This window comes from Poriferisphaera sp. WC338 (genome assembly GCF_050931845.1).
Taxonomy (GTDB): domain Bacteria; phylum Planctomycetota; class Phycisphaerae; order Phycisphaerales; family Phycisphaeraceae; genus Poriferisphaera.
The window spans coordinates 2,819,346-2,838,987 of sequence record NZ_CP194516.1 but is presented as its reverse complement, the minus strand read 5'-3'; the positions used below and the strand labels follow the sequence as shown (position 1 = coordinate 2,838,987).

The window sequence follows — 19,642 nt, the reverse complement described above, 5'->3', positions numbered from 1 at the left end:
ATTCACTTGCACAGGCGAGTGCTGTTTAATGTTGAATGTTCATCACTTGGGGTGGATGACACGTTTGTTGGTGTGTGGGGTGGTTTCTTTGATGACGGTGGGTTTAGGCTTGAGCGTACAGGTGCCTGTATCGCAGCTGGATGCATGGGTGTATCCGGGAAGAAAGTGCCGATTACGGGCGAAGAGGTCGTAGGCACGGTTGGCGATTGGTCGGACAACAGGAAGCCGAGTCCATGAAACAGTCCAGCCGAGTCCGATGCGGTCATAGAGTTGGCGAAATACTTCCATGCCAGTGATATAGGTACCGTCAGGAAGGAAGGCGTGGATGCGGGCGTCGAGTTCTTCAGGAGTTCGACCAAATTGGGTAGGATCAAAGTCGGGGGCGGAGATATTGATAGGCGTGATGATATTCTTCCGGTCCATGCGTTGAAGGAAGGCGATCTCTCGTTTGCAGAGTGGGCATTTCCCATCGTAAAGTACTGTTATTTTTTCGTTTACGCTGTTCATGGTTTCGACTTTCCGGAGGTAACTGCGGGTGTGTTTGTATATAACCTCACTCTAGCTCATATTATTTAGAATAATTCTAAATATGTCAAGCTGCTTGTTAGAAAAGAATAGGTGTGGATTGGGATGATGTTTAGGCAGGATAAATGGGGATGGGATGGGGGGATTTTCCGGCAATGACTGGCAGAGGAGCGTGGGAACAATGGGCTTGTCAAGCGGTAGTGAAAAGAGGAGGTTGTTGGCTGAGGTGTTAGCTGGCTTGAGCGGGGTATTCGATGGCGGCCATCTCAGAGAGGAGGAAAAGTTGATCCTCCAGCAGAACGCGAATGTTCTGGGCGCGTTTGCGAAGGCGACGAAGCGGCCACGCGCGGATGAAACGCATGCGGTGGCAGAGCAGGAGAGTGGTTTCGATCTCTGTAAGTGTGGTAGCGGTATTAGTTAGCAATTTGATGTTGAGTTGTGTGTTGTCAGAGGAGGCAACATCAGCAATGCGAGCGGGGAGGGTCATGACATGGCGGCGGAGGGTGGCGGCGAGGCCGGCCCTTTCTGAGTCGGGGAAGGTAGAAGTGATTTGGTAGATTTGTTGAGTGAAGCTCATGGCGGCTTGCCAAACTTTGAGCTTTTCGTAGGGCCGATGAGTTGACATGGTGGCCTCACTTGGATGTATGTCCGCGAGAGGGGCGAGGGATGGCGCATGATCCACTGAGGAAGATTATCGGTCAGGCGGAGATGATTGGTTGAATGTGGGCGATGGTTGCAATGATTGGGGTTTTTAGGCCAGCTCTTACCATCAACAATGGTAGATTGATATCAAGAGATCATTGAGAGAATTATCCAGCAACAGAAGCGAATGGATTTTAAGATCAAACATTGTATTGCTTATAAAAAGAAGGACGGAGCATTGCGCTCCGCCCATGAGGATTGTGTGTCTGGTCTAGAAGACACTGATGCATATTTTTTTATTATTAGTCTATCTTTTAAAATGATAGCTAATAGCATGTTTTCGTTTTACCCCACACGTAGACGTGCGGGCTTGATGAGCGGTTGTGAGGGAATGAGGGTAATGTGCTAGGTAAAAAAGTTTTTGATATCTTGGTTCGGTACGACTTTATTCAGGGTTCGGCTTAAAGCGGAGGGAGACCGCGGAGGTGTTGCTGTGTGAGGTGGCAGGGAGAGGGCCAGCATTTTGTGCAACACCATTACGGATACGATTGGGTTGCCATTCAGCATAGACAAGCCGTTCGTCTGTATGGAAGGTGATGCGGAAGTTTTCGAGCAAGCGGTGTCCGATGCGCCCGATGGGGATGTTGTTGCCGAATTGCAGGGCAGGGGAATCCTCAAAGGAAACGGGGACGTTTTTGAGTTCAACACCGAGAAGTGTGAGTTGTCCAAGCCAAGTACGGATGTTTTTGATCTTGCCACCGACGCCGGCGGATTGTCCTGCGCCGCTCATGGGAACGGAGACGACTTTAGGATACTTGTTGAGATACTTCATAGGGAGGGTGAGTTCCTGGTCGGCGCCGGAGTCGACGATGAGCCAGATTTCTTCACCATTTGCGATTTGTGCTTTGACGAGTGGGAGGCCTTGCCGGATAAGCAGATGATGTGCGGAAGCGTCGGTAGGGGGGAGGAAGCTATTAGGGCGGTAGATAGTGAGTTTTTCGTTGGGGTAGTCGATGGTAAAGGGGGCGTGTTTGAGTGAGGAGTATCCGATGACGCCGTTGACAGAGACACCCATAGCGTTGGCGAATCGGTTGAGGTTTATGGCGGCGAGTCGTTCGCGGTCGAGTTCGAGGTCGCCGATTTGAAGCGAATCGATCTCACGGAATTTGAATTTTTCAGCACCAGCAATACCCATAGCGGTGCCGCTACCTTTTTCAGGGAGGTTGAATCGACCCGCAATGCCTTTGCCGACGGCGTCGATGGCGGCGCCGGTATCCAGAAGGAACATGCCTGCGTCGCGGCCGTCAAGATCGGCGCGGACGAAGATGTGTTCTGATTGCGTATGGATGGCGATGTCGAGTTGCGCTGGAAGTGCGCTGGGTTCGGACATCGAATGAGGCGCGGGTTGCGCATTGTTGTAATGTGCTTTACGCTTCTTTTGAATAGAGGTTGTGCCATGACAACCAGCCATGATAAACATCACGGCGAGAAGTAGCGTTAGCAGATGACGGGATGTGAGCGAGTACGCTTTGTTCAATAGATTTTCCCTCATAACACCAAGTGCATCGGCGCTTTGCGGGGGGTAGTTTAGGGGTGGTGGCACAATAATCGTTACAACCGTTGCAGCTGTAAGCTTGGTACGGTTATCCGGTCGTGATTTTGCCTTGCTGAAGACTATACACACACCTTTTAAAAACCGCAGACGATTCTAGGGGTGAGGGTCTGCGGGGTCTTGTGATGGGACATCAGGGATAGTTCGGTGTCCCTCCAGTGTTGCCTTTGAAACACGTTTGTAAACGGTCAAAGGGTACCAAGTGAAGGCCCGATAATCCAGTGTTTGCAAGGGTTTCTCATAAAACAAACAAGGGTTGTGGAAGGCTTGTGAAATGTAAAACCAAGGGTGATACCTGAGCATTTATGTGAATATGGTCAAAGTTGGGAAAATAGTTAGCAGCTTGGGGAGTCTCGTAGATGATTGTAAGTGGCGGTTTTTCCTAACGCGATTGTCGGGGATACTTAGCGATGTGATTTTGTGTTTTTTGTATTAAAGGCGGCGAGAGGGTTGATGGCGTCAGAGCATTGACGCTTGGTTTATGCTTTGATGAAAAACCCACGGTATGAAAACCGTGGGCTTGCTGTTTGTTTTGATGTTGTGCATAGGTTGCACTGTGACGATCATTCCCACTCGATGGTGGCGGGCGGTTTAGAGGAGATGTCGTAGCAGACGCGGTTGATGCCGGGGACTTCGTTGATGATGCGGTTGGAGATTGTTGCGAGGACATCGTAGGGGATGCGCGCCCAGTCGGCGGTCATGAAGTCTTGTGTTTCGACTGCGCGGATGGCGATGACTTGTTCATGTGTGCGGCCATCACCCATCACGCCGACGGCTTTGACCGGGAGGATGACGGCGAAGACTTGTGAGGTTTTGCGGTAGAGGTTGTTGGCGACGATTTCCTCAAGGAGGATTTCATCGGCGTCGCGGAGGATGTCGAGTTGTGATTGATTCACTTCACCGAGGCAGCGGACAGCGAGGCCGGGGCCGGGGAAGGGGTGTCGCCAGACCATTTCTTCGGTGAGGCCGAGTACTTGGCCGAGTTGGCGGACTTCGTCTTTGAACAGGGCACGGAGGGGTTCGACAAGTTTGAAGCCGAGTTCTTCGGGGAGTCCGCCGACGTTGTGATGGAGTTTGATGTTTGCGGCTTCGCCTGAGTAGCCGTGGCCGGACTCGATGACGTCGGGGTAGAGTGTGCCTTGTGCGAGGAACTCAACGCCTTCGATGTCGGCGGATGCTTCTTTGAAGACTTCAATGAAGCGGTGGCCGATGCGGCGACGTTTTTCTTGTGGTTCAGTGATGCCAGCAAGATCATCGAGGAAGGCTTTGGATGCGTCGATGACGCGGAGGTCGATGTCGAAGTGGCCGCGGAACATGGTTTCGACCATGTCACGTTCGCCTTTTCGGAGCAGGCCGTTGTCGACGAAGATGCAGGTGAGCTGACCGGGGATGGCTTGTGCGAGCATGGCTGCGACGACGGAGGAGTCGACCCCGCCGGAGAGTCCACAGATGACGCGCTTGTCGCCGACGATTTCTTTGATGCGCTGTGTTTCGGATTTGAGGAAGTCGGCCATGCGCCAGCTGCCGGTGCAGCCACAGATGGTGTAGAGGAAGTTGGTGAGCAGGTCTTTGCCGTGGGGGGTGTGGGTGACTTCGGGGTGGAACTGGACGCCGAAGAAGGGTTTGGAGGCGTGGCGGACGGCCGCGTAGGGGCAGGTGGGGGTGGTGGCGAGTGGGATGAACTCTTCTGGGAGTTCAGCGATTTGGTCGCCGTGAGACATCCATGCGGTGGTGGAGGCTGGGACGCCTTTGAGCAGGTCGGTGTTGTCGCTTGTGTTGAGGGTGACGCGGCCGTATTCACGGGCTTCGGCGTTTTTGACGGTGGCACCAAGGAGGGAGGTACCGATTTGCATGCCGTAGCAGATGCCTAGGACGGGGACGCCGAGGTCGAAGAGGTCTGGATCGCAGGTGGGGGCGTTGTCTTCGTAGACAGAGGAGGGCCCGCCGGAGAGGATAATACCTTTAGGATTCAGGGCTTGGAGTTGTTCGTGGGTGATATTGGGGCCGACGAGGACGGAGTAGACGCCTGCTTCACGGACCCTGCGGGCGATGAGCTGGACGTATTGGGAGCCGAAATCGACGATAGGGACGATCTGGTCGCGTGCGGCGGCGGGGATGTCTTCGAGGATGGCGGCAAAGGTGTCGGTGGATTGGTTGCTCATGGTGGCCTGCTGGGGGTTTGAATACACAGGAAAGAAGAGAAGGATTGTAACAGAAAGGCATCGGAAGTGCCCCCCGGAGGCGCCCCGGAAGTTGTGGAAGCGCTCCCTGAAGAAACCCCGGCACCGGCGGTACCGGGCTTGTCGAAGTGCCGGCGATTTTGAATGTGATGAGGCGAGCGCAGAAAGTGTGGAGATAATTTGTATTACCGTTGACGTTTAATACCACTGCTTTTGATGCCCTATTTACTCGCTTGCTTTTGAGGTCTGCCTCTTGGACGGAAGGTTGTCGCGAGATCATATTTCTTCATGATGCGCATCGCCCATGCTTCTGAGCCAAAAGGTCGTTCACGGTTGCAGGAAAGGCGCAGCGCATCAAGCTCAGCTTGTGTTTCAGGTGTATTCACACGTTTAAGCCAACCGGGAGGACGCTTGCCTGATGGGGTTGGCCAAGGAGAAAGAATACGCTTTTCTTCTGGGGAACCACTAAGCCAACGGTGCAGGCTTGACCATTTCCAATTTTCCGCTTTGCGAACGAGATTCGCCCGCACCGGATTACGCTCAACATAGCGGCATACGGTACTTAAATAAACATCCGTTTCAATGAGAAATGATTTATAACGTCCTTGGTAAACATGCCCGCCGCCGGTTGTGTGGCGGTGTGCATGCCATCGTTGTGTGTGGGTCAACGTGAGCCAGCCAACAAAACGTGAAAGCTGTTTGTCAGCCTGAGGGTGCAGGACCAGATGCCAATGATTCGGCATCAGGCAGTAAGCGAGCAGGTGAACTTGCGGGAATTTAATCAATGCTTCATCAAGGACGCGTTCGAAAGCATCGTAATCACCTTCATCGTCGAAGATGGTCATGCGGCCGTTACCACGATTGATGACATGGTAAGCATAGCCACCGACATCGACTCGTTTGGCTCGTCCCATACAGGCAATTTATCAACAACACGTCTTCGAATCAAGAAAAAGGTTCCTGACACCTTTTCTTCTCCACCTTTTCTTCTCCTGGGTGATGTTGGGGCCGACGAGGACGGAGTAGACGCCTGCTTCACGGACGCGGCGGGCGATGAGTTGGACGTATTGGGAGCCGAAATCGACGATCGGGACGATCTGGTCGCGAGCGGCGGCGGGGATGTCATCGAGGATGGCGGCAAATGTGTCGGTGGATTGGGTCATGGTGCAGGCCTGCTGGGGTTGGAATACACAGGAAAGAAGAGGGGAATTGTAGCAGAAAGCACCCCGGATGTGGGGGTTTGGGGGTCGTATGGAACGTTAAAAATGGTTCAGTTGCCGGTGATACCTAGCCTGAGATGAATGTTGTGTTTGGAGAATGATCCCACGGACAAGAAAAAGGTTCCTGGTATTTTTCTTGCGAAAGTGAGAAGAGTGTTAATATTTTTAATCAATGCTTGGTTGAGGCGAGGTGGTGACAACTTCCTCGTCAGCGACTTCGATACTCAGCTTTTCAAGGTATATGAGGTCTTCACATTGAGGGTATTTGTGGCGTAATAATTTGATGTTCTTTTGAGCTAATGCATTATGCGTATAAGTCATCTCAAAAAGTGATGAGAGAGTTTTGTCATTGGGGCAGGTTTTGTTGGCTTTAAGATGATTCTTTGGGCTGCAAGCAGCGGCATTCAGAAATGTCGCGATGACAAATGATAAGATCAATGCAAAGCGGGCATTGTGATGGTGTCGAATGCACAAAAAGGATTTTATGCGATAAGTCCACTTCATGGGCAATTTAATTCGTTCCTAAGCGGGAGTAGATTTCATTTGTAATATTCCAAATTTTTTCTTCCTGTGCGTGCCCAATTGGGTCATGTATTCTTTCGATTTGGGCTTGTAAGGTAGTATGTAGGGCATTCAAGTATGCGACATGACCTTTAAGTTTACTGTGTGCATCTTTCATGGCGTTGCCGCCTGCTTCTAACCGTGTGCATGCTTCACCTTCTCCGTACAAGCCAAATTGCTGGAATACTGCGAGAGTAATTTGGGTATGAGAGGATTCTTCAATTCGTGTGTACGCATTCAAAGAATTCACAGCGGAAGCTAATTGTATCAGCATTCCAGTCCTTCTCGCTCGTTGTCTCCACGTGCCCTCGATGATCAATGTGTTGATTTGTTCAGTGATTGTACCTGTAGGATCATATATTCTAAATAATCCAATTCTGAATCCAGTGCCTTCGGGGCAGTCTAATTTACAAATCTCATCAACTATAATGCGAGTCCCTTTAGTTGGGAACGAAATATCTCCTGGATCGCTATAGCCGAATGTATTATTACCCCCTCTGAATTGCTCTATTGTGATATTTACTCCTGGATTGCGTTTAATGTCGAGTTTTAATCCATTAGGATCAAACCATTGTATCGGGTTGTTGCCGACATACTGGAATAAGTTTTGACCATCGTGATAACCACCACCGGGCTGGTTGCGGTTGAGTGGATCGCGTTGCATGAATCGGCCGAGCTTGGGGTTGAGCATGGCGGAGGCGGTGGTGGGGGCGAGGAGTGTGGCGGCGATGAGGGTGAAGAGGATCAGCAGGGGCATGAAGGGTGAACGATGAGCGACAGCGATATTAATACGCGTGGGGAGATGGTTCGGTTTCATATTGTGGACCCTCAGAATTCTTCAGTGTAAATATGTACGAAGACGTGTGTAGTCTAATGCGACATGGGGAGGGGAGCAAGGTTTTCTTTGTGTGTGGATTATTTGGAAACGATGTGGCGGAAGAAAAATGGTTATTGAATGTTGAGGATCCGCTATGGTCGTAACAGGAATGGTGAAGGAGCGCTGTTCGCGGTGCGAATGGGTTATGGAAGTTGCTTTGGATGTGAGAGGCTTGATGTATGTTCCCACACGTGGAACGTGTGGGCTTGGGAGATGTTGTCCCATCTGCGGAGCAAGTGAGCTTGGATGGGTTGTGCTGGAGGGGGATGACTATGAAAAAAAAACCGGCTGAATGGCCGGCTTATAGAGGGCATTGGGGAGATTCGTGTTGCGGTGTTAAGCGCGGCGGTTGCGTGTGAAGATGAGTGAACCGGCAAGGCTGAGAAGAGCGAGGGAGGCAGGTTCGGGGATGAGGGTGATGGTGCCACGGACTGTGTTGTGGGGGACAGGTGCGAATTCGCGTAAGAAATCGATTTCGAAAGCTGAGCCGTCTGCGAGGATACCGGAGAGCGTTCCGCTGATATCTGTGATTTCACCGAGCGCGACATCGACGCCGTCTATCTTAAAGTTAGACCCATCGATTGTAATGTTGCCAAGGTGCTCTGCGACAAGATTTGCACTGTTATTGACGCCGATATCGCCACCTTCGATTGTGATCGCTGCACCATGAATCGCGATGATGTTATTTTCAAATGTTCCACCGGTGATGTTGATATTAGAGTCTTGTACGGCAGTGATGTTATCTTCGAAATTTCCGCCGGAGATGTTGATTGTTGAGAAGTCGTAGCTTTCAACGATGCCTTCAACGGTGCCGCCGGAGATATTAATTGTTGAATCGTCGTCGCTTGCAACGTTTTGCTTGATCGTGCCATCGGTAACTGTAATTTCTGAGTCACCGAAACTGAAAAGGTGCTTGTTAATTGTGCCACCGGAGATGTTGTTCGTTGATTTATTTAAAGCGACAAAATTTTCTTCGATCGTGCCGCCGCTGAAGCTTGTTTGTCCGTTATTCTGTGAGATCAAGTCTCGGCCGATGGTGCCGCCGCTGATGAATGCTTTCGCATTGTTACGCGTTTCAAAATCTTGGCCGACGTTACCGCCGGTCATGTTGATGGTGCTGTTATCATCGGCGTTGGCATCGTCGTCAATGGTTCCGCCGTTGATGTTGAAGGTAGATGAGCCTTCACTGTGGATGTCGTCGTCGATGTAGCCGCCGTTCATAGTGACGGTGCTGTTGTCAAAACTGTCGACGTCTTGACCAATGGTTCCACCGTTGATGAACAGGATTGAGCTGCCACGTACAGCAACGGAAATTTCTTCGGTGTCGTCATCACCAATCACAGCACCGTTATTGATTGCGACGGTTGTGGGTGCGTTTGTGTTGGAGTCCAAGACCTCAAGTGTGTCATTATTTGTGCCGGTGTAGGCGTGGTTGCCGCCGTCATCAAAGACGATTGCGGCGTGGGAGGTAGATGTGCTATACAAGCACACGGCGGCAATGATAGCTGAGCAGTTAACACGGGCACATTTCATGATGAATCTCTTTCTCTCTCCAGAGTTGGCAGGCTCTACGGAAGTATTTACTTGATCGAGGGTCAGTATACAACATGAGGCTGAACGGGCAAAAAGCATCTTTAATGCATGCGGCTGTTTGTATCTATTGTGACATCGGACGTCGCGAGGTTAAGCTGGGGGAGAATGTGGGTTATGGGGGGGGAATAGGATCGGGCTTAGGGGGATGAGGGGCGGGGTGAAGGGGAAGGCTGTAAGATAGGGGGCTGAAAAATATTTGCTAAAGGTTTGGAGCAGCGATGAGCGAGCAGATTGAGAAAGTGCGACTGGATTTATCAGGGCAGGATCATGGCTATGAAGTCGTGATCGGTTATGGCATTCTTGAAAAGCTTGGGGAGCTTGTGGAATCATCTGTTGGTGGACAAGGCAAGGTGAAGGCAGGGGTGGTGTGTGATGAGAATGTGGTGGGGACATGGGGTGAAAAGGCAGGAGAAGCGATGCGGGCCACGGGGTGGGAGGTGACAAGTGGGGCGATGAAGGTGGGTGAGGAGTTCAAAAATTTGGAGACGGTGGGGATGCTGCTGGATTGGTTGCTTGAAGAGAAGCTTGAGCGGAAGAGTCCGGTGGTAGCGGTAGGCGGCGGAATCACAGGCGATGTGACGGGATATGTTGCGGCAAGTTTGCTGAGGGGCGTGCCGTTTGTTCAATGTCCCACCACGCTACTTGCGATGGTGGATGCATCTGTGGGTGGGAAGACGGGTGTGAACTCGAAATGGGGCAAGAATTTGATCGGCGCGTTTCATCAGCCGGGGATTGTGGTAGCGGACACGCAGACGCTTGAGACATTGCCGCGGCGTGAGTTACTGTGTGGATTGGCAGAGTGTGTAAAGCACGGTGTGATCCGTGACGAGGCTTTGTTTGATTGGCTGCTGGCCGAGGCGGAGTCTATTCATCGCTTAGACAAGACAGTGATGATTGAGCTTGTGAAGCGGAACGTGGCGATCAAGGCGAAGGTGGTGATGAATGATGAGAAGGAGGCAGGTGAACGGGCGCATCTGAATTTTGGTCACACATTTGCACATGCGCTTGAAGCGAGCACGGGGTATAACCAGTTGAAGCACGGTGAAGCGGTGAGTTTGGGCATGGTGGCGGCGGCAGAATTTGCTGTGGCAAGAAGGTTGTGTGATGGTGTGGTGCTTGAGCGGTTATTGGCGGTGCTTGAAGCGCTTGGCTTACCAGTGAAGATTGGGGATGTTGAAGGCGGTGCGGTTGCCATGCCAGATATTGATGCGCTTGTGGAAGTGATGCGTCATGATAAGAAGGTGGAAGATGGAAAGATAAGGCTTGTTTTGCCGACGAAAATTGGTGGGGTGGTGATTGTGGATGATGCGGAAGCGGATGAGATCAGCAAGGCATGGGAAATCATTCGATGATGATACGCAAGGAGGTTGTTGATGATCATGATGGGGTGCGGGCGGTGATTGCAGATGCTTTTAGTGAGATGGGAGGCCCTTCCGAGGGAGGAGGCGAAGAGATTGCGATTGTGGACCGGTTGCGTGATGCAGGGGATCTAAGTTTATCACTCGTGACGGAGCTGGGCGGGAAGATTGTAGGTCATGTTGCTTTTAGTCCGGTGGGGGTTTGTGTTGGGAAGGATGTTGCGGATCGGCTTTTAGCGCGTGGTGGTGAGTCATCGGATGGCGATGATGATGTACTTGGTAGTGAGATGATGAACTTGCCGCTGAATAAGCGGGAGATGTTGAAGCTGTCGGGGTTGTATGATGCTGATTCAGAGGGGACACATTTGCAAAGTGAGCAGGGTGCAGAGGTATTGTTGCCGGGGGTTGGCATGTGTTTGGGGCCACTTGGTGTACGGCGGGACTTGCAACGGCAGGGATTGGGTATGGCGCTCATGATGGAAGGTTTGCGGATCTGTAAAGAGAAGGGTGTTGGGTTTGTGACGGTGTTGGGTGATCCGAATTATTATCAAAGGGTGGGTTTTGAAGCGGCATCTAACTGGCAGTTAGACGGTGAATTTGGTGGTGGGGTGAGTGATCAAGAACATGCGGGTGCGCTACAGGTGATTGAATTGGTGGAGGGGTATTTTGAACGGCTTTTACAGGGTAGAGGCGGCCTGATCCGGTATGCGGACGGGTTTCGGGGATCATAGAGGTTAGATGAAAATGAAGATGAAATTAAACCCGTGGGCTGGTGTGGTGGCCGCCTTGATGGTGATGTTGTGCGCGTGTGTGAGTGTTGTTGAAGGTGAGGAAATGAAGCGGAGTACGCATTTATATGGGATGAATGCTGGTGCAGTGGTTTGGGATGGGAAAGTGCTTCTCACGAAAGCAAAAGCAAAGGCGATGGCGGAAGCGGGGGTACGATCGGTGCGGATCAATTTTCGTTTGGATGGGAAAGAGCGATGGACCCCGGGTTTGCTGAAGATGTATGACAAAGTGGTACGGAACGCGCGCAGTGCAGGGATGGAGATACTCGGTGTGTGGTCGAATGAGACGACTTACGGCGGGCAGTGGTGGTGGAACGAGGTGGGCAAGGGGGAGCGCAATGACTATGTGAAGAAGTTTGCGCAGAATGCGTCGATGCTTGCAGGGCGGTATCGGAAGGTGATTAAGACATGGGAGGTTTGGAACGAGCCGGGGGCATGGACGGAGGCGGACTTTCGTGATGATCCACAGCATGCGGGTGGGACGTATATCTTGCCGGGGGTATGGGCTGAGATGTTAGTCGAAACGGAGCTGGCGTTGCGACAGAGCAGGCGGGGGGATTTGATCATGAAAGAAGGATTGCGGCTGGTAACGGGCGGGTTGTTTGCACATGATCTGGGCGGTGGGCGGAAGACGGGGGCAGCATATCTTCGGGAAGTTTATGAGCAAGCGGATACGTGGGAGCGGTATCGGACTGCGATAATGAAGATGTATGGCGAAGGTTCGGAACGGTGGTATCCGTGGGATGTGGTGGGGTATCATTTTTATATTGATCAGAGTGGCGCATTGGATGAAGAGAAGCTACGGTTTTATTTTAAGGAAGTCATTGATGTGTTGCGCGCATATGAGGATAAGAGCAAATTATTGGTGACGGAGTTTGGCTGGCAGACGCAAGGGAATTCAGAACGGGTGCAGGCGGAGAATATGCAGATTGCGTATGCCGTGCTTGAGGAAGAGGATAGTGTGACAGAGGTGTACTGGTATCAATGGCAAGATGAGCCGGATCACCAATGGGGGATCACGACGCGAGATGGGAAGAAGAAAGCGAGTTATACGATTTTTAGGGAAGATGGCGCTGCGGGTGTGGACGGGTTGTGACTCAGTTCTCCTCATGGATTGGAACCCGTGGGTTTGGGATGATGAGAACTAGACGCTATTAGCGGAAGAAGCGGATGGAGAGGGGGTAGCGGTAATGTTTGCCATCGGAAGCCTGGACAGCGGCGATGATTGTGCAGACGAGATCGAGGATGGGAAGGGCGACGAGGATGATGATTGCGGGGATGAGGATCAGGATGGGTATCAGCAGGAAAATGAGGAGAAAGCTGATGAAGGCGAGGGCAACGGCGGTGATGGTGTAGATGCCGATAGAGATTTGGAAGTTGAGGGCTTCTTTGCCGTGTTGATCGACGAGCGGGGATTCGTCTTTTTTAGTAAGCCAGAGGATGAGAGGGGCGATGATGTTGCCGAAGGGGACGACGAAGCCGACAAGGGTGAGCAGGTGGCAGAGCATGGCAAGGGTGTTGTCGTTGTTGGTTGAGGTGGGTGCAGGTGTGATATTTTGTGTTGTTTCTGCGGGTAGAGGGGGTGGTGTAGCGGGTTGCTCTGTTGCTGACGATGGTGTTGCGTCTGTATTCATCCCGGGGACTTTCAATAAAAAGGGTACTGATGTTTGGGTGCTATTGTAGTGGGGAGATGGCGGGTGTGGCCATGAAAAAAGTCGGCGATTCCCGATGATGGGGGCCGACTGTTTTTGTTTCGCAGGATTGGGCTTTGAGGAGGTGTGTTATTTGATGAGACGGAGTGAGATGGGATATTTGTAGAGGACACCATCGTTTGCTTTGATGGTGGCGATGATGAAGAAGACGAGGCCGGCGATGGCGACGCCCATGGGGAGGAAGAAGAGGATGCCGAGTGTGATGGCCATCGCGATGAAGCTGACGAAGTAGGCGATGGTGAGGGTGATGGCGAAGTTGAGTGCTTCGCCGGCGTGGTGTTTGATGTAGGGCGAGTCATCTTTTTTGAGGATGTAGATGATGAGTGGTCCGATGAACCAAGTGAAAATGCCAAGCAGATGGCAGAGCATGCCCATAGTCTTGTCGTCCTTAGTGGCAGTCTCATCGTCGGATGCTTCGGTGGTCGCGGGGGTTTGTTCTTCGCTCACGGTAAATCTCCTGATGCATGTGCTAGGTTGAGATGCTTATAAGGACCGTATGTGTAACCAGATGCGGCCTTTTTGATTCAGTGGGTTCACTGGGCACGATGATAAGTTGTGGGCGTGGGTTTGTGAAGTGTGGGAGAAAGATATGGCGGTATGTTTATCCTGAGATGGGTATCATGCCGAGTGGGTGTGCGATAAATGACTGGTTGGTGGCGGATCAGGATTGGGGCGAGGGCGGGTTACGGTTAGGATGTGCGATATGGCGAAGCGATATGTGAGACGGACCGAGCAGGGGGCGCGGCTGGAGATGACACCCATGATTGATGTGGTGTTTTTGCTGCTGACGTTTTTCATTTACACATTGGTGGTGCGGGTTGAGTTCTTGCCGGTGGCGTTAGCGGGTGTGAACACTGGGGAGAAGCTCGTGGAAACAGAGGTAGTAGCGATCACGATTGATCGAGGCGGTCGGTATTTTGTGAATCGCGAGCCGCTGGGTGAAGCTGCGTTCGAGATGAAGCTGCGTGAGATTGGTGGAATGGAAAAGCAGCCATTAGTGGTAGTGGCGATGCAGGTTGAAGAGGGGACTGATGGGAGCGAGTGGCTGATGGGGGCGGTGGAAGATATTGAGGGAGAGGATGCTGCTGAGGGCGCGGATAAACTGGTACGTGAAGAGGGCGAGGGGGTTGATGTTGTGCCGAGTGAACGCGCGGGTGATGCTGTGAAGGCGGTGGATCGTGGCCCGCTGGTTCTAAAGTTGATCCAGATGATGCAAGGAGCGGGGATCAAGGATTTCCGTTTTGCGGGGCCGCCCCGGAAGTAGTCTCCCCGTGAAGGCTTCACATGTGGAACGTGTGGGCTTGGTGATGATCGATGAGAACGTATTGATGCATGAGGAAAAGGAATCAAGGTGGCCGTTAGTGATTGGGGTGGTGTATGCGGTGTTGGTGCATGCGCTGGCGTGGCCGTTATTGGGATGGGGATTGGGCGGGAGTGATGATCGAGTTGCGGAGAAGTTACAGGAGGTGGCACATGAGGAACGGATGAAGGAGCGGGATGATGAGGTATTTGTGGGGCGGGACGAGGATGGCGTGCCGCAGGTATCGTGGATTTCGTATGACGATTTGCGGGAGTTGATGGCACCGAAGTCGGAGGTAGAGCAGCCAGCGCAGCAAAGCGAAGTTGATCCTGTGAAGGAAGCACCGTTGGTGATGGATGCGACGGATGCAGCACCGATGCAAGAGGCGAGTGAGCCGCAGATGCCAAGTGGCGAGCTGGTGGAGCGTGAAGAGGTCAGTGATGAGCTTGCGCGGCAGGAATATGAATTGCTGACCAATGCAGAGGGGGAAGATATTGACGTGACGGTGACTGAGGCGGGTGAAGCGGAAGAGCAAACAGAGCAGGCGAAGGAACTAACACAGGGGGCGAATAGCGATCAGGCGAGTGCGGCTGCAGAGCAGGTGATATCCAATCCGACGAGCGCGCCACGGACGGAGGCAGAGAGTGATGCGGCAACGTTGATGATTGAGGATGTGAAGTTGGTGCCGGGGATGACGGTGGCGATTGGTGACATTGAGGTGAAGACGAAGCGGCCGCGGTTTAGTGTGCAGGCTTATTTGACGAGTTTGCGAACAGTGCCGGACCCGGTGGTGATGGTGAAGTTTGATCAGGAAGGGAAGGTGGTGGATGTGAAGTTTTTGCGGAAGAGCGGGGCAGCGAATGTTGATCGTCCTGTGGAAACGAGCTTGTATGGTTGGCGAGCAAGTGGGAAGGGATTGAAAAAGCACAAGCATGTGGTGATGGAGGTGACGATGATTTTGCGTGGTCCCCGCCCCCGGAAGTAAGATTTTTGAAGTAGCTTTTATCTGTGATTCTTTGCGGAATGCGATCTTTGTGTTCGGTTTAGGAAGTGGATGAGAAGTCGTGATATGATTGTGTGGACAGTGAATATCTAATACACGATTAGACGGTGATGAGAAAGGGATGTTTGTATGCAGCACGAGGAAGACGGCTATATTGTGATTTCATGCGATTTCTGCGGAGTGGATTGGGATGAAGTGATCCAGATGATCGAAGGGCATCACGGGAGTGTGATTTGTCTGGATTGCTTGAAGAAGGCGATGGATGATTCGATTGAGGCAACGGAGAAATATACATGTACGATGTGCAAGGGTGAGAAAGGGGAAGGGGAGTCGGTGTGGCGGAACACAGAGGCGAAAGAGAGAGATGGGCGGAACAAACACGCGGCGATTTGCTGGGATTGTGTGCGGCTTGGTGCCAAGACATTTCACAAGGACAAGGATGTAGAGTTTCGTTGGGATCCAGCGAAATATCCTAAAAAATAAGTGTGTTGTAGGGGGTGATTGTGTGGCGAAAGATTCCCGGGCAAGATACTTTTGCAGATGGAAGATTGCTTTCGATCAAGCGGCAAGGCGGAGTTGTACACGACCGAGACGGTCGTTTAGTTTTTGTGCGGCAGCATAGTTGGGATTAATCTTGAGCGCGGTTTGAATGGACAGATTGGCTTGTTCAAGATTGCCTTGCGATTCTGCAGCAGCGGCGGAGTGATAGTGTGCATCAGCACGCTTTGGATGTTCTTCAGTCAGTAGCTTGAGCGTGTTTTGTGATTCGGCGAGCAGTTCATCCAGCGGAGAAATTTCTGCAAGATTATTTTGCGATGAAAGTTCGTTTTGGAACGCAAGTGGTGCGGCGACATGCTGCCAAAGAGAAGCAAGTGTTTGGCGACGTTGTGCACGTGGGGCGTGTAGACGGAGTTGATGTTGTGCGCGGCGGACCAATTTGATGCGACCGAGCAGGTGTGCGGTGACAAGCAGACCGGCCCATGCGTGGGTTTGCTTGGGGAATAGCCGTGTAATGCGGTGGTATTGAAGTGCGGCAGAATGAAAGCGCCCAGTGTGTAGGTGGAGCTTGGCGAGTGATTGCAGTGCGGTGAGGCGGAGTGAGCCGAGATGATCGGCGGCACGCTCAAGACGATCAAGTGCGGATTCTTCGTCACCGCGTTGTAGTGCGAGGTTGCCCGCTTCGAGCAGCAATGATTGATCCTCGGGGTGTGCGGCAATTAGTTTTTGATATAAGCGTTCAGCATCAGTGTGCCTGTCAGCTTTGATGGCTAGGCGAGCTGCACGTAACAGATGAAGATCGATTTCATGATCAGGTTGTGGATTGACTTTATCAACTTCTAACTCATCATTAGATGTTGCTTCTTCGAGATAGAGTTCGGCAAGCGAGTCCAACTCGGGCGTGAGTAATGACAATGCGTATTGCGGGGATTCAGACTGCTGAAGCTGTGTGAGGACGCGCTTGATCCATGGTTCGGTGAGCGAATCTTCGAGGATACTCTCAAGTGATGTGGTTGCTGCAGATGTATCAGCGAGCGAAAGCTGAAGTCCGAGGAGAAGCTTTTGCATCTCGGTATCAGCAGGGAAATCTTCAACGAGTTTTTCTGCGGTACGGAGGGCTTCGGTACGTGAGCCTTTGGCAGCCAATGTTTTGGCACGAAGGATCAGTGCTTCAGGCGATTCGGTGAGATTTGGAGTAAGGTGTGGTAGTGTATCCAACGCAGCGAGGGCGCGGTCGTATTGATTCAATTGCGTGGCAAGTTGCGCTTCTAGCAAACGTGCTGCAGGATCATCCGGTGCGAGCTTAATCGCGGTGGTGATATGGTTGTCCGCGACATCAAGAAGATGAGCGCCAAGTGCGGCACGAGCCAGATCGCATTCACAGAGTGCTTCATTGCGTTTGTGGAGGTTCATATTATGCGGCCTCCTGATTGTCATTATGTTGATTAACTTCGTAATGTTTTTTATGGGTTTGCTTGAGTTTGATGCTTAATTGCTTGGCGGTGGGTGAGTTGGGATCAAGTTTGAGCCATGCGGCAAGCTTCCGTTGTGCAGAGGCGCGTTTGCCATCGATGTGAGCACGGTGGATGAGTGCAGCTTTCACATCGGGATAGTGGGGGAACTTGCGGGCTACACGTGAGAGGATCTTGCGCGCGGGGGTTTGTGTTTCCGGCGGATCATCGAATTTAGCAAGCAGTAGTGCGAGGGTTGCGTTGTAGGGATCGGCGTCAAGCCCACGTTTGGTCCAGCGGCGTGCGTCAGTGTGGTCGCCTGCCAGGATGGCAAGTTCGGCGAGTGCATGAGTGAGGGTAACAAGAGTATGGGTGTCGGTGGGCCTATCTGCGAGTTTGCCGATAGCTTGGCGGAGTAGGAGAATAGATTTTGGTTTGGGGTTATGTTTTAAGGCATAAATGAGTGTTGGGATAATCGTGGTATCGGCGCTTAACTGGTTGGCAAGGGTGTCGACTGCGGTTGGCGAGATGATGGGTAGGTCCATCGAGCCGGGCACGGACATGGCTCGAAGCCATTCAGCGATGGGGGGATGGTGTCCGTGGGATTGGTAGAGTGATTTACCGAGACGGCGTGCTGCGTCGAGAAGGTTGCTGGAGATCAAGATGGAAATCAGTAACTGCGTAAGTTGCGGATCCGTTGCAGATTGATCTTGATCTGTTTGCTTGAGGTATGTGTTGAGGATTTTCTTGGCGTCATCGAGCTTGCTGCGGCGGGCAAGCAGTGAGGCAAGCATGATGTGCGCGGCGGCGGGACAGCCGGGGAAGTGAATCCAATCGTGCAGTTCAAGTTCGGCACGCGCGGTGTCGGCAGAACGACAAGCCACGGACAAGCGGATGAGCTTACGGCGGATGTCGATCTGCTTTTTTTGGTACTTGCCGAGTTGTGAATCTTTATCGGTCATGTTTCGTTTCTGAGTGATCCTTCTACACATCGGATGAGTCGTGCATGATGGCACAACTTGCGCGCAGACCTTCTACGCCAGTAAGGTTTGTATCGGTTATGTGGACGAGGCGATGAAGTCGGATTGGGTAAAGAAATGGATAATGGAGAAAGTGGATATGTGAATGTGATTATGAAATGACGAGATGATCACGGTGGATGACTTCTGCGTAGGCGAATTGGCCAAGGATGGCTTCAAATTCTGTGGAGCGTTTGCCTTGGATGAGTTTGAGTTCTGAGGCGGGATAGTTAGTGAGTCCGCGTGCGATTTCGTTGCCATCAGAATCTTGGATGGTGAGGATATCGCCTTGTTTGAAGGTGCCTTTGACGTGTGTGATGCCAGAGGCGAGGAGGGATTTGCCGTTTTGTTTGAGTGCGCGGACCGCGCCATCATCAATAGTGATGGTGCCGGCAGGTCGTTTGGTGAGCGCGATCCAGCGTTTGCGTGAGTCTAGTTTGCGTTTCGCGGGAAGTAGGACGGTGCCAAGCTTCTCGCCGGCGAGAAGTCGGGGAAGTATATCATCGTGTCGTCCGTTGGCGATGACTGCGATGTCGCCTGCACCTGTGACGAGTTCTGCTGCGGAGAGTTTAGAACCCATCCCGCCTGCACCCCAAGAAGATTTTTTGCCGATGGCAGTGCCGTTTTCACCCGTGGTGAGATTGAGGAAGTTGCTCACGTTGTCGACGAGGTCGATGATGTTGCCTTCGGAGTCGAGCAGGCCGTCGACGGTGGTGAGGAGGATGAGCGCTTGAGCACGTAGCGCATTGGCGGTGAGTGCGGCAAGCATATCGTTGTCACCGAAGCGGAGTTCATCTACAGAGACGGTGTCGTTTTCGTTGAGGATAGGAAGGGTTTTGAATGCGTGTAATCTTCGGATGCAGTTGCGAATGTTGAGGTAACGATTGCGGTCATCAAAGTCGGTGCGAGTGAGGAGGACTTGCGCGACGGGGATGTTATGTTTTTTGAATGCTTCGTAGAAGTGTCGCATGAGACGACGTTGGCCAATGGCTGCAGCGGCTTGGAGGTCGGCAACATCGGTAGGTCGTTTGGGGAGCCCGAGCTCGACACAGCCTGCGCCGACAGCTCCAGATGAGACAAGTGTCACCTCGCAGCCGCGTTTTATGAGCGAGGCGATTTGGTCGGCGAGTGATTCGATGAAGTCTAAATCGATGCCGGGTTCAGTGGTTGTGAGAAGCTGCGTGCCGATTTTGACGACGACGCGCCGGCTGGTGGTGAGGATGTTTTGGCGGAGTTCGGTGGAGGGCATGATGATTTCACGAAAAGGTTTCGGGGATCAGGCGACGTGTATTGTAGTGGAATT

At 52.2% G+C, this 19,642-nt stretch carries 18 protein-coding genes and 1 pseudogene; 6 read left to right on the top strand and 13 right to left on the bottom strand.

The genetic code is table 11. The features are described 5' to 3' along the window. Positions 1-42: 42 nt before the first annotated feature. From ACQ6WK_RS11615 to ACQ6WK_RS11580, 8 genes and pseudogenes are all read right to left on the bottom strand, one after another. Positions 43-507 carry a thiol-disulfide oxidoreductase DCC family protein gene (locus ACQ6WK_RS11615; protein ID WP_432797548.1) on the bottom strand — a complete coding sequence of 155 codons (465 nt, stop codon included), beginning with the start codon at positions 505-507 and terminating at the stop codon, positions 43-45. Between the two features lie 247 nt (positions 508-754). Beyond that, a complete protein-coding gene (locus ACQ6WK_RS11610) occupies positions 755-1,150 on the bottom strand; it encodes a four helix bundle protein (RefSeq protein ID WP_432797547.1) in 396 nt (131 codons plus the stop codon). A gap of 462 nt (positions 1,151-1,612) precedes the next feature. Next, entirely contained in the window at positions 1,613-2,638 is a 1,026-nt protein-coding gene (locus ACQ6WK_RS11605) for an aspartyl protease family protein (protein WP_432797546.1), read from the bottom strand. A 704-nt stretch (positions 2,639-3,342) separates the two neighbouring features. Next, complete coding sequence (guaA, locus tag ACQ6WK_RS11600) at positions 3,343-4,896, bottom strand: glutamine-hydrolyzing GMP synthase (protein WP_432800398.1); 1,554 nt, start codon at positions 4,894-4,896, stop codon at positions 3,343-3,345. 284 nt (positions 4,897-5,180) lie between these two features. Next, positions 5,181-5,873 carry a transposase gene (locus tag ACQ6WK_RS11595; RefSeq protein ID WP_432797545.1) on the bottom strand — a complete coding sequence of 231 codons (693 nt, stop codon included), beginning with the start codon at positions 5,871-5,873 and terminating at the stop codon, positions 5,181-5,183. Positions 5,874-5,939: 66 nt separating this feature from the next. Next, positions 5,940-6,122: pseudogene (locus ACQ6WK_RS11590) on the bottom strand (glutamine-hydrolyzing GMP synthase); the annotation flags it as partial. A gap of 568 nt (positions 6,123-6,690) precedes the next feature. Then, positions 6,691-7,557 (bottom strand): RHS repeat-associated core domain-containing protein, encoded by an 867-nt coding sequence (locus tag ACQ6WK_RS11585; protein ID WP_432797544.1) that lies wholly within the window; start codon positions 7,555-7,557, stop codon positions 6,691-6,693. Positions 7,558-7,953: 396 nt separating this feature from the next. After that, positions 7,954-9,150 (bottom strand): PEP-CTERM sorting domain-containing protein, encoded by a 1,197-nt coding sequence (locus ACQ6WK_RS11580; protein ID WP_432797543.1) that lies wholly within the window; start codon positions 9,148-9,150, stop codon positions 7,954-7,956. Positions 9,151-9,428: 278 nt separating this feature from the next. Here ACQ6WK_RS11580 and aroB point away from each other — a divergent pair, with 278 nt between their 5' ends. From aroB to ACQ6WK_RS11565, 3 genes are read left to right on the top strand one after another with little or no spacing between them, the layout of a single operon-like run. After that, positions 9,429-10,562 (top strand): 3-dehydroquinate synthase, encoded by a 1,134-nt coding sequence (gene aroB, locus ACQ6WK_RS11575; RefSeq protein ID WP_432797542.1) that lies wholly within the window; start codon positions 9,429-9,431, stop codon positions 10,560-10,562. Continuing rightward, complete coding sequence (locus tag ACQ6WK_RS11570; RefSeq protein ID WP_432797541.1) at positions 10,559-11,299, top strand: GNAT family N-acetyltransferase; 741 nt, start codon at positions 10,559-10,561, stop codon at positions 11,297-11,299. The genes aroB and ACQ6WK_RS11570 overlap by 4 nt, the downstream gene beginning before the upstream one ends. A gap of 19 nt (positions 11,300-11,318) precedes the next feature. Then, positions 11,319-12,452 (top strand): hypothetical protein, encoded by a 1,134-nt coding sequence (locus ACQ6WK_RS11565; RefSeq protein ID WP_432797540.1) that lies wholly within the window; start codon positions 11,319-11,321, stop codon positions 12,450-12,452. Positions 12,453-12,510: 58 nt separating this feature from the next. Here the strand turns inward: ACQ6WK_RS11565 and ACQ6WK_RS11560 are convergent, their stop codons facing one another. Then, positions 12,511-12,990, bottom strand: a complete 480-nt coding sequence (locus ACQ6WK_RS11560; protein WP_432797539.1) for a DUF4870 domain-containing protein — start codon at positions 12,988-12,990, stop codon at positions 12,511-12,513. A 147-nt stretch (positions 12,991-13,137) separates the two neighbouring features. Beyond that, complete coding sequence (locus ACQ6WK_RS11555) at positions 13,138-13,515, bottom strand: DUF4870 domain-containing protein (RefSeq protein ID WP_432797538.1); 378 nt, start codon at positions 13,513-13,515, stop codon at positions 13,138-13,140. A gap of 256 nt (positions 13,516-13,771) precedes the next feature. On the opposite strand from ACQ6WK_RS11555, the gene ACQ6WK_RS11550 reads away from it, so the two are divergent. The 3 genes from ACQ6WK_RS11550 to ACQ6WK_RS11540 all read left to right on the top strand — a co-directional run bounded on the left by ACQ6WK_RS11550 (position 13,772) and on the right by ACQ6WK_RS11540 (position 15,854). Then, positions 13,772-14,332, top strand: coding sequence for an ExbD/TolR family protein (locus ACQ6WK_RS11550; RefSeq protein ID WP_432797537.1), 561 nt, complete (start codon positions 13,772-13,774; stop codon positions 14,330-14,332). 7 nt (positions 14,333-14,339) lie between these two features. Then, complete coding sequence (locus tag ACQ6WK_RS11545) at positions 14,340-15,353, top strand: hypothetical protein (RefSeq protein ID WP_432797536.1); 1,014 nt, start codon at positions 14,340-14,342, stop codon at positions 15,351-15,353. Between the two features lie 147 nt (positions 15,354-15,500). Then, on the top strand, positions 15,501-15,854 hold the full coding sequence (locus ACQ6WK_RS11540; protein WP_432797535.1) for a ClpX C4-type zinc finger protein: 354 nt from the start codon (positions 15,501-15,503) through the stop codon (positions 15,852-15,854). Positions 15,855-15,929: 75 nt separating this feature from the next. Here ACQ6WK_RS11540 and ACQ6WK_RS11535 read toward each other — a convergent pair whose 3' ends face one another. The 3 genes from ACQ6WK_RS11535 to proB form a co-directional block, all read right to left on the bottom strand. Then, complete coding sequence (locus tag ACQ6WK_RS11535) at positions 15,930-17,282, bottom strand: tetratricopeptide repeat protein (protein ID WP_432797534.1); 1,353 nt, start codon at positions 17,280-17,282, stop codon at positions 15,930-15,932. Position 17,283: 1 nt separating this feature from the next. Continuing rightward, on the bottom strand, positions 17,284-18,282 hold the full coding sequence (locus ACQ6WK_RS11530; RefSeq protein WP_432797533.1) for a tetratricopeptide repeat protein: 999 nt from the start codon (positions 18,280-18,282) through the stop codon (positions 17,284-17,286). 169 nt (positions 18,283-18,451) lie between these two features. Continuing rightward, positions 18,452-19,588: a glutamate 5-kinase gene (gene proB / locus ACQ6WK_RS11525; protein WP_432797532.1), complete on the bottom strand. Its 1,137-nt coding sequence runs from the start codon at positions 19,586-19,588 to the stop codon at positions 18,452-18,454. Positions 19,589-19,642 lie beyond the last annotated feature (54 nt).

Excerpts from the sequence above, each read along its gene's own strand:
- ACQ6WK_RS11615 (WP_432797548.1), bottom strand. The coding sequence starts at position 507 with ATGAACAGCGTAAACGAAAAAATAACAGTACTTTACGATGGGAAATGC.
- ACQ6WK_RS11610 (WP_432797547.1), bottom strand. The coding sequence starts at position 1,150 with ATGTCAACTCATCGGCCCTACGAAAAGCTCAAAGTTTGGCAAGCCGCC.
- ACQ6WK_RS11605 (WP_432797546.1), bottom strand. The coding sequence starts at position 2,638 with ATGGCTGGTTGTCATGGCACAACCTCTATTCAAAAGAAGCGTAAAGCA.
- ACQ6WK_RS11595 (WP_432797545.1), bottom strand. The coding sequence starts at position 5,873 with ATGGGACGAGCCAAACGAGTCGATGTCGGTGGCTATGCTTACCATGTC.
- ACQ6WK_RS11585 (WP_432797544.1), bottom strand. The coding sequence starts at position 7,557 with ATGAAACCGAACCATCTCCCCACGCGTATTAATATCGCTGTCGCTCAT.
- ACQ6WK_RS11580 (WP_432797543.1), bottom strand. The coding sequence starts at position 9,150 with ATGAAATGTGCCCGTGTTAACTGCTCAGCTATCATTGCCGCCGTGTGC.
- aroB (WP_432797542.1), top strand. The coding sequence starts at position 9,429 with ATGAGCGAGCAGATTGAGAAAGTGCGACTGGATTTATCAGGGCAGGAT.
- ACQ6WK_RS11570 (WP_432797541.1), top strand. The coding sequence starts at position 10,559 with ATGATGATACGCAAGGAGGTTGTTGATGATCATGATGGGGTGCGGGCG.
- ACQ6WK_RS11565 (WP_432797540.1), top strand. The coding sequence starts at position 11,319 with ATGAAATTAAACCCGTGGGCTGGTGTGGTGGCCGCCTTGATGGTGATG.
- ACQ6WK_RS11560 (WP_432797539.1), bottom strand. The coding sequence starts at position 12,990 with ATGAATACAGACGCAACACCATCGTCAGCAACAGAGCAACCCGCTACA.
- ACQ6WK_RS11550 (WP_432797537.1), top strand. The coding sequence starts at position 13,772 with ATGGCGAAGCGATATGTGAGACGGACCGAGCAGGGGGCGCGGCTGGAG.
- ACQ6WK_RS11540 (WP_432797535.1), top strand. The coding sequence starts at position 15,501 with ATGCAGCACGAGGAAGACGGCTATATTGTGATTTCATGCGATTTCTGC.
- ACQ6WK_RS11535 (WP_432797534.1), bottom strand. The coding sequence starts at position 17,282 with ATGAACCTCCACAAACGCAATGAAGCACTCTGTGAATGCGATCTGGCT.
- ACQ6WK_RS11530 (WP_432797533.1), bottom strand. The coding sequence starts at position 18,282 with ATGACCGATAAAGATTCACAACTCGGCAAGTACCAAAAAAAGCAGATC.
- proB (WP_432797532.1), bottom strand. The coding sequence starts at position 19,588 with ATGCCCTCCACCGAACTCCGCCAAAACATCCTCACCACCAGCCGGCGC.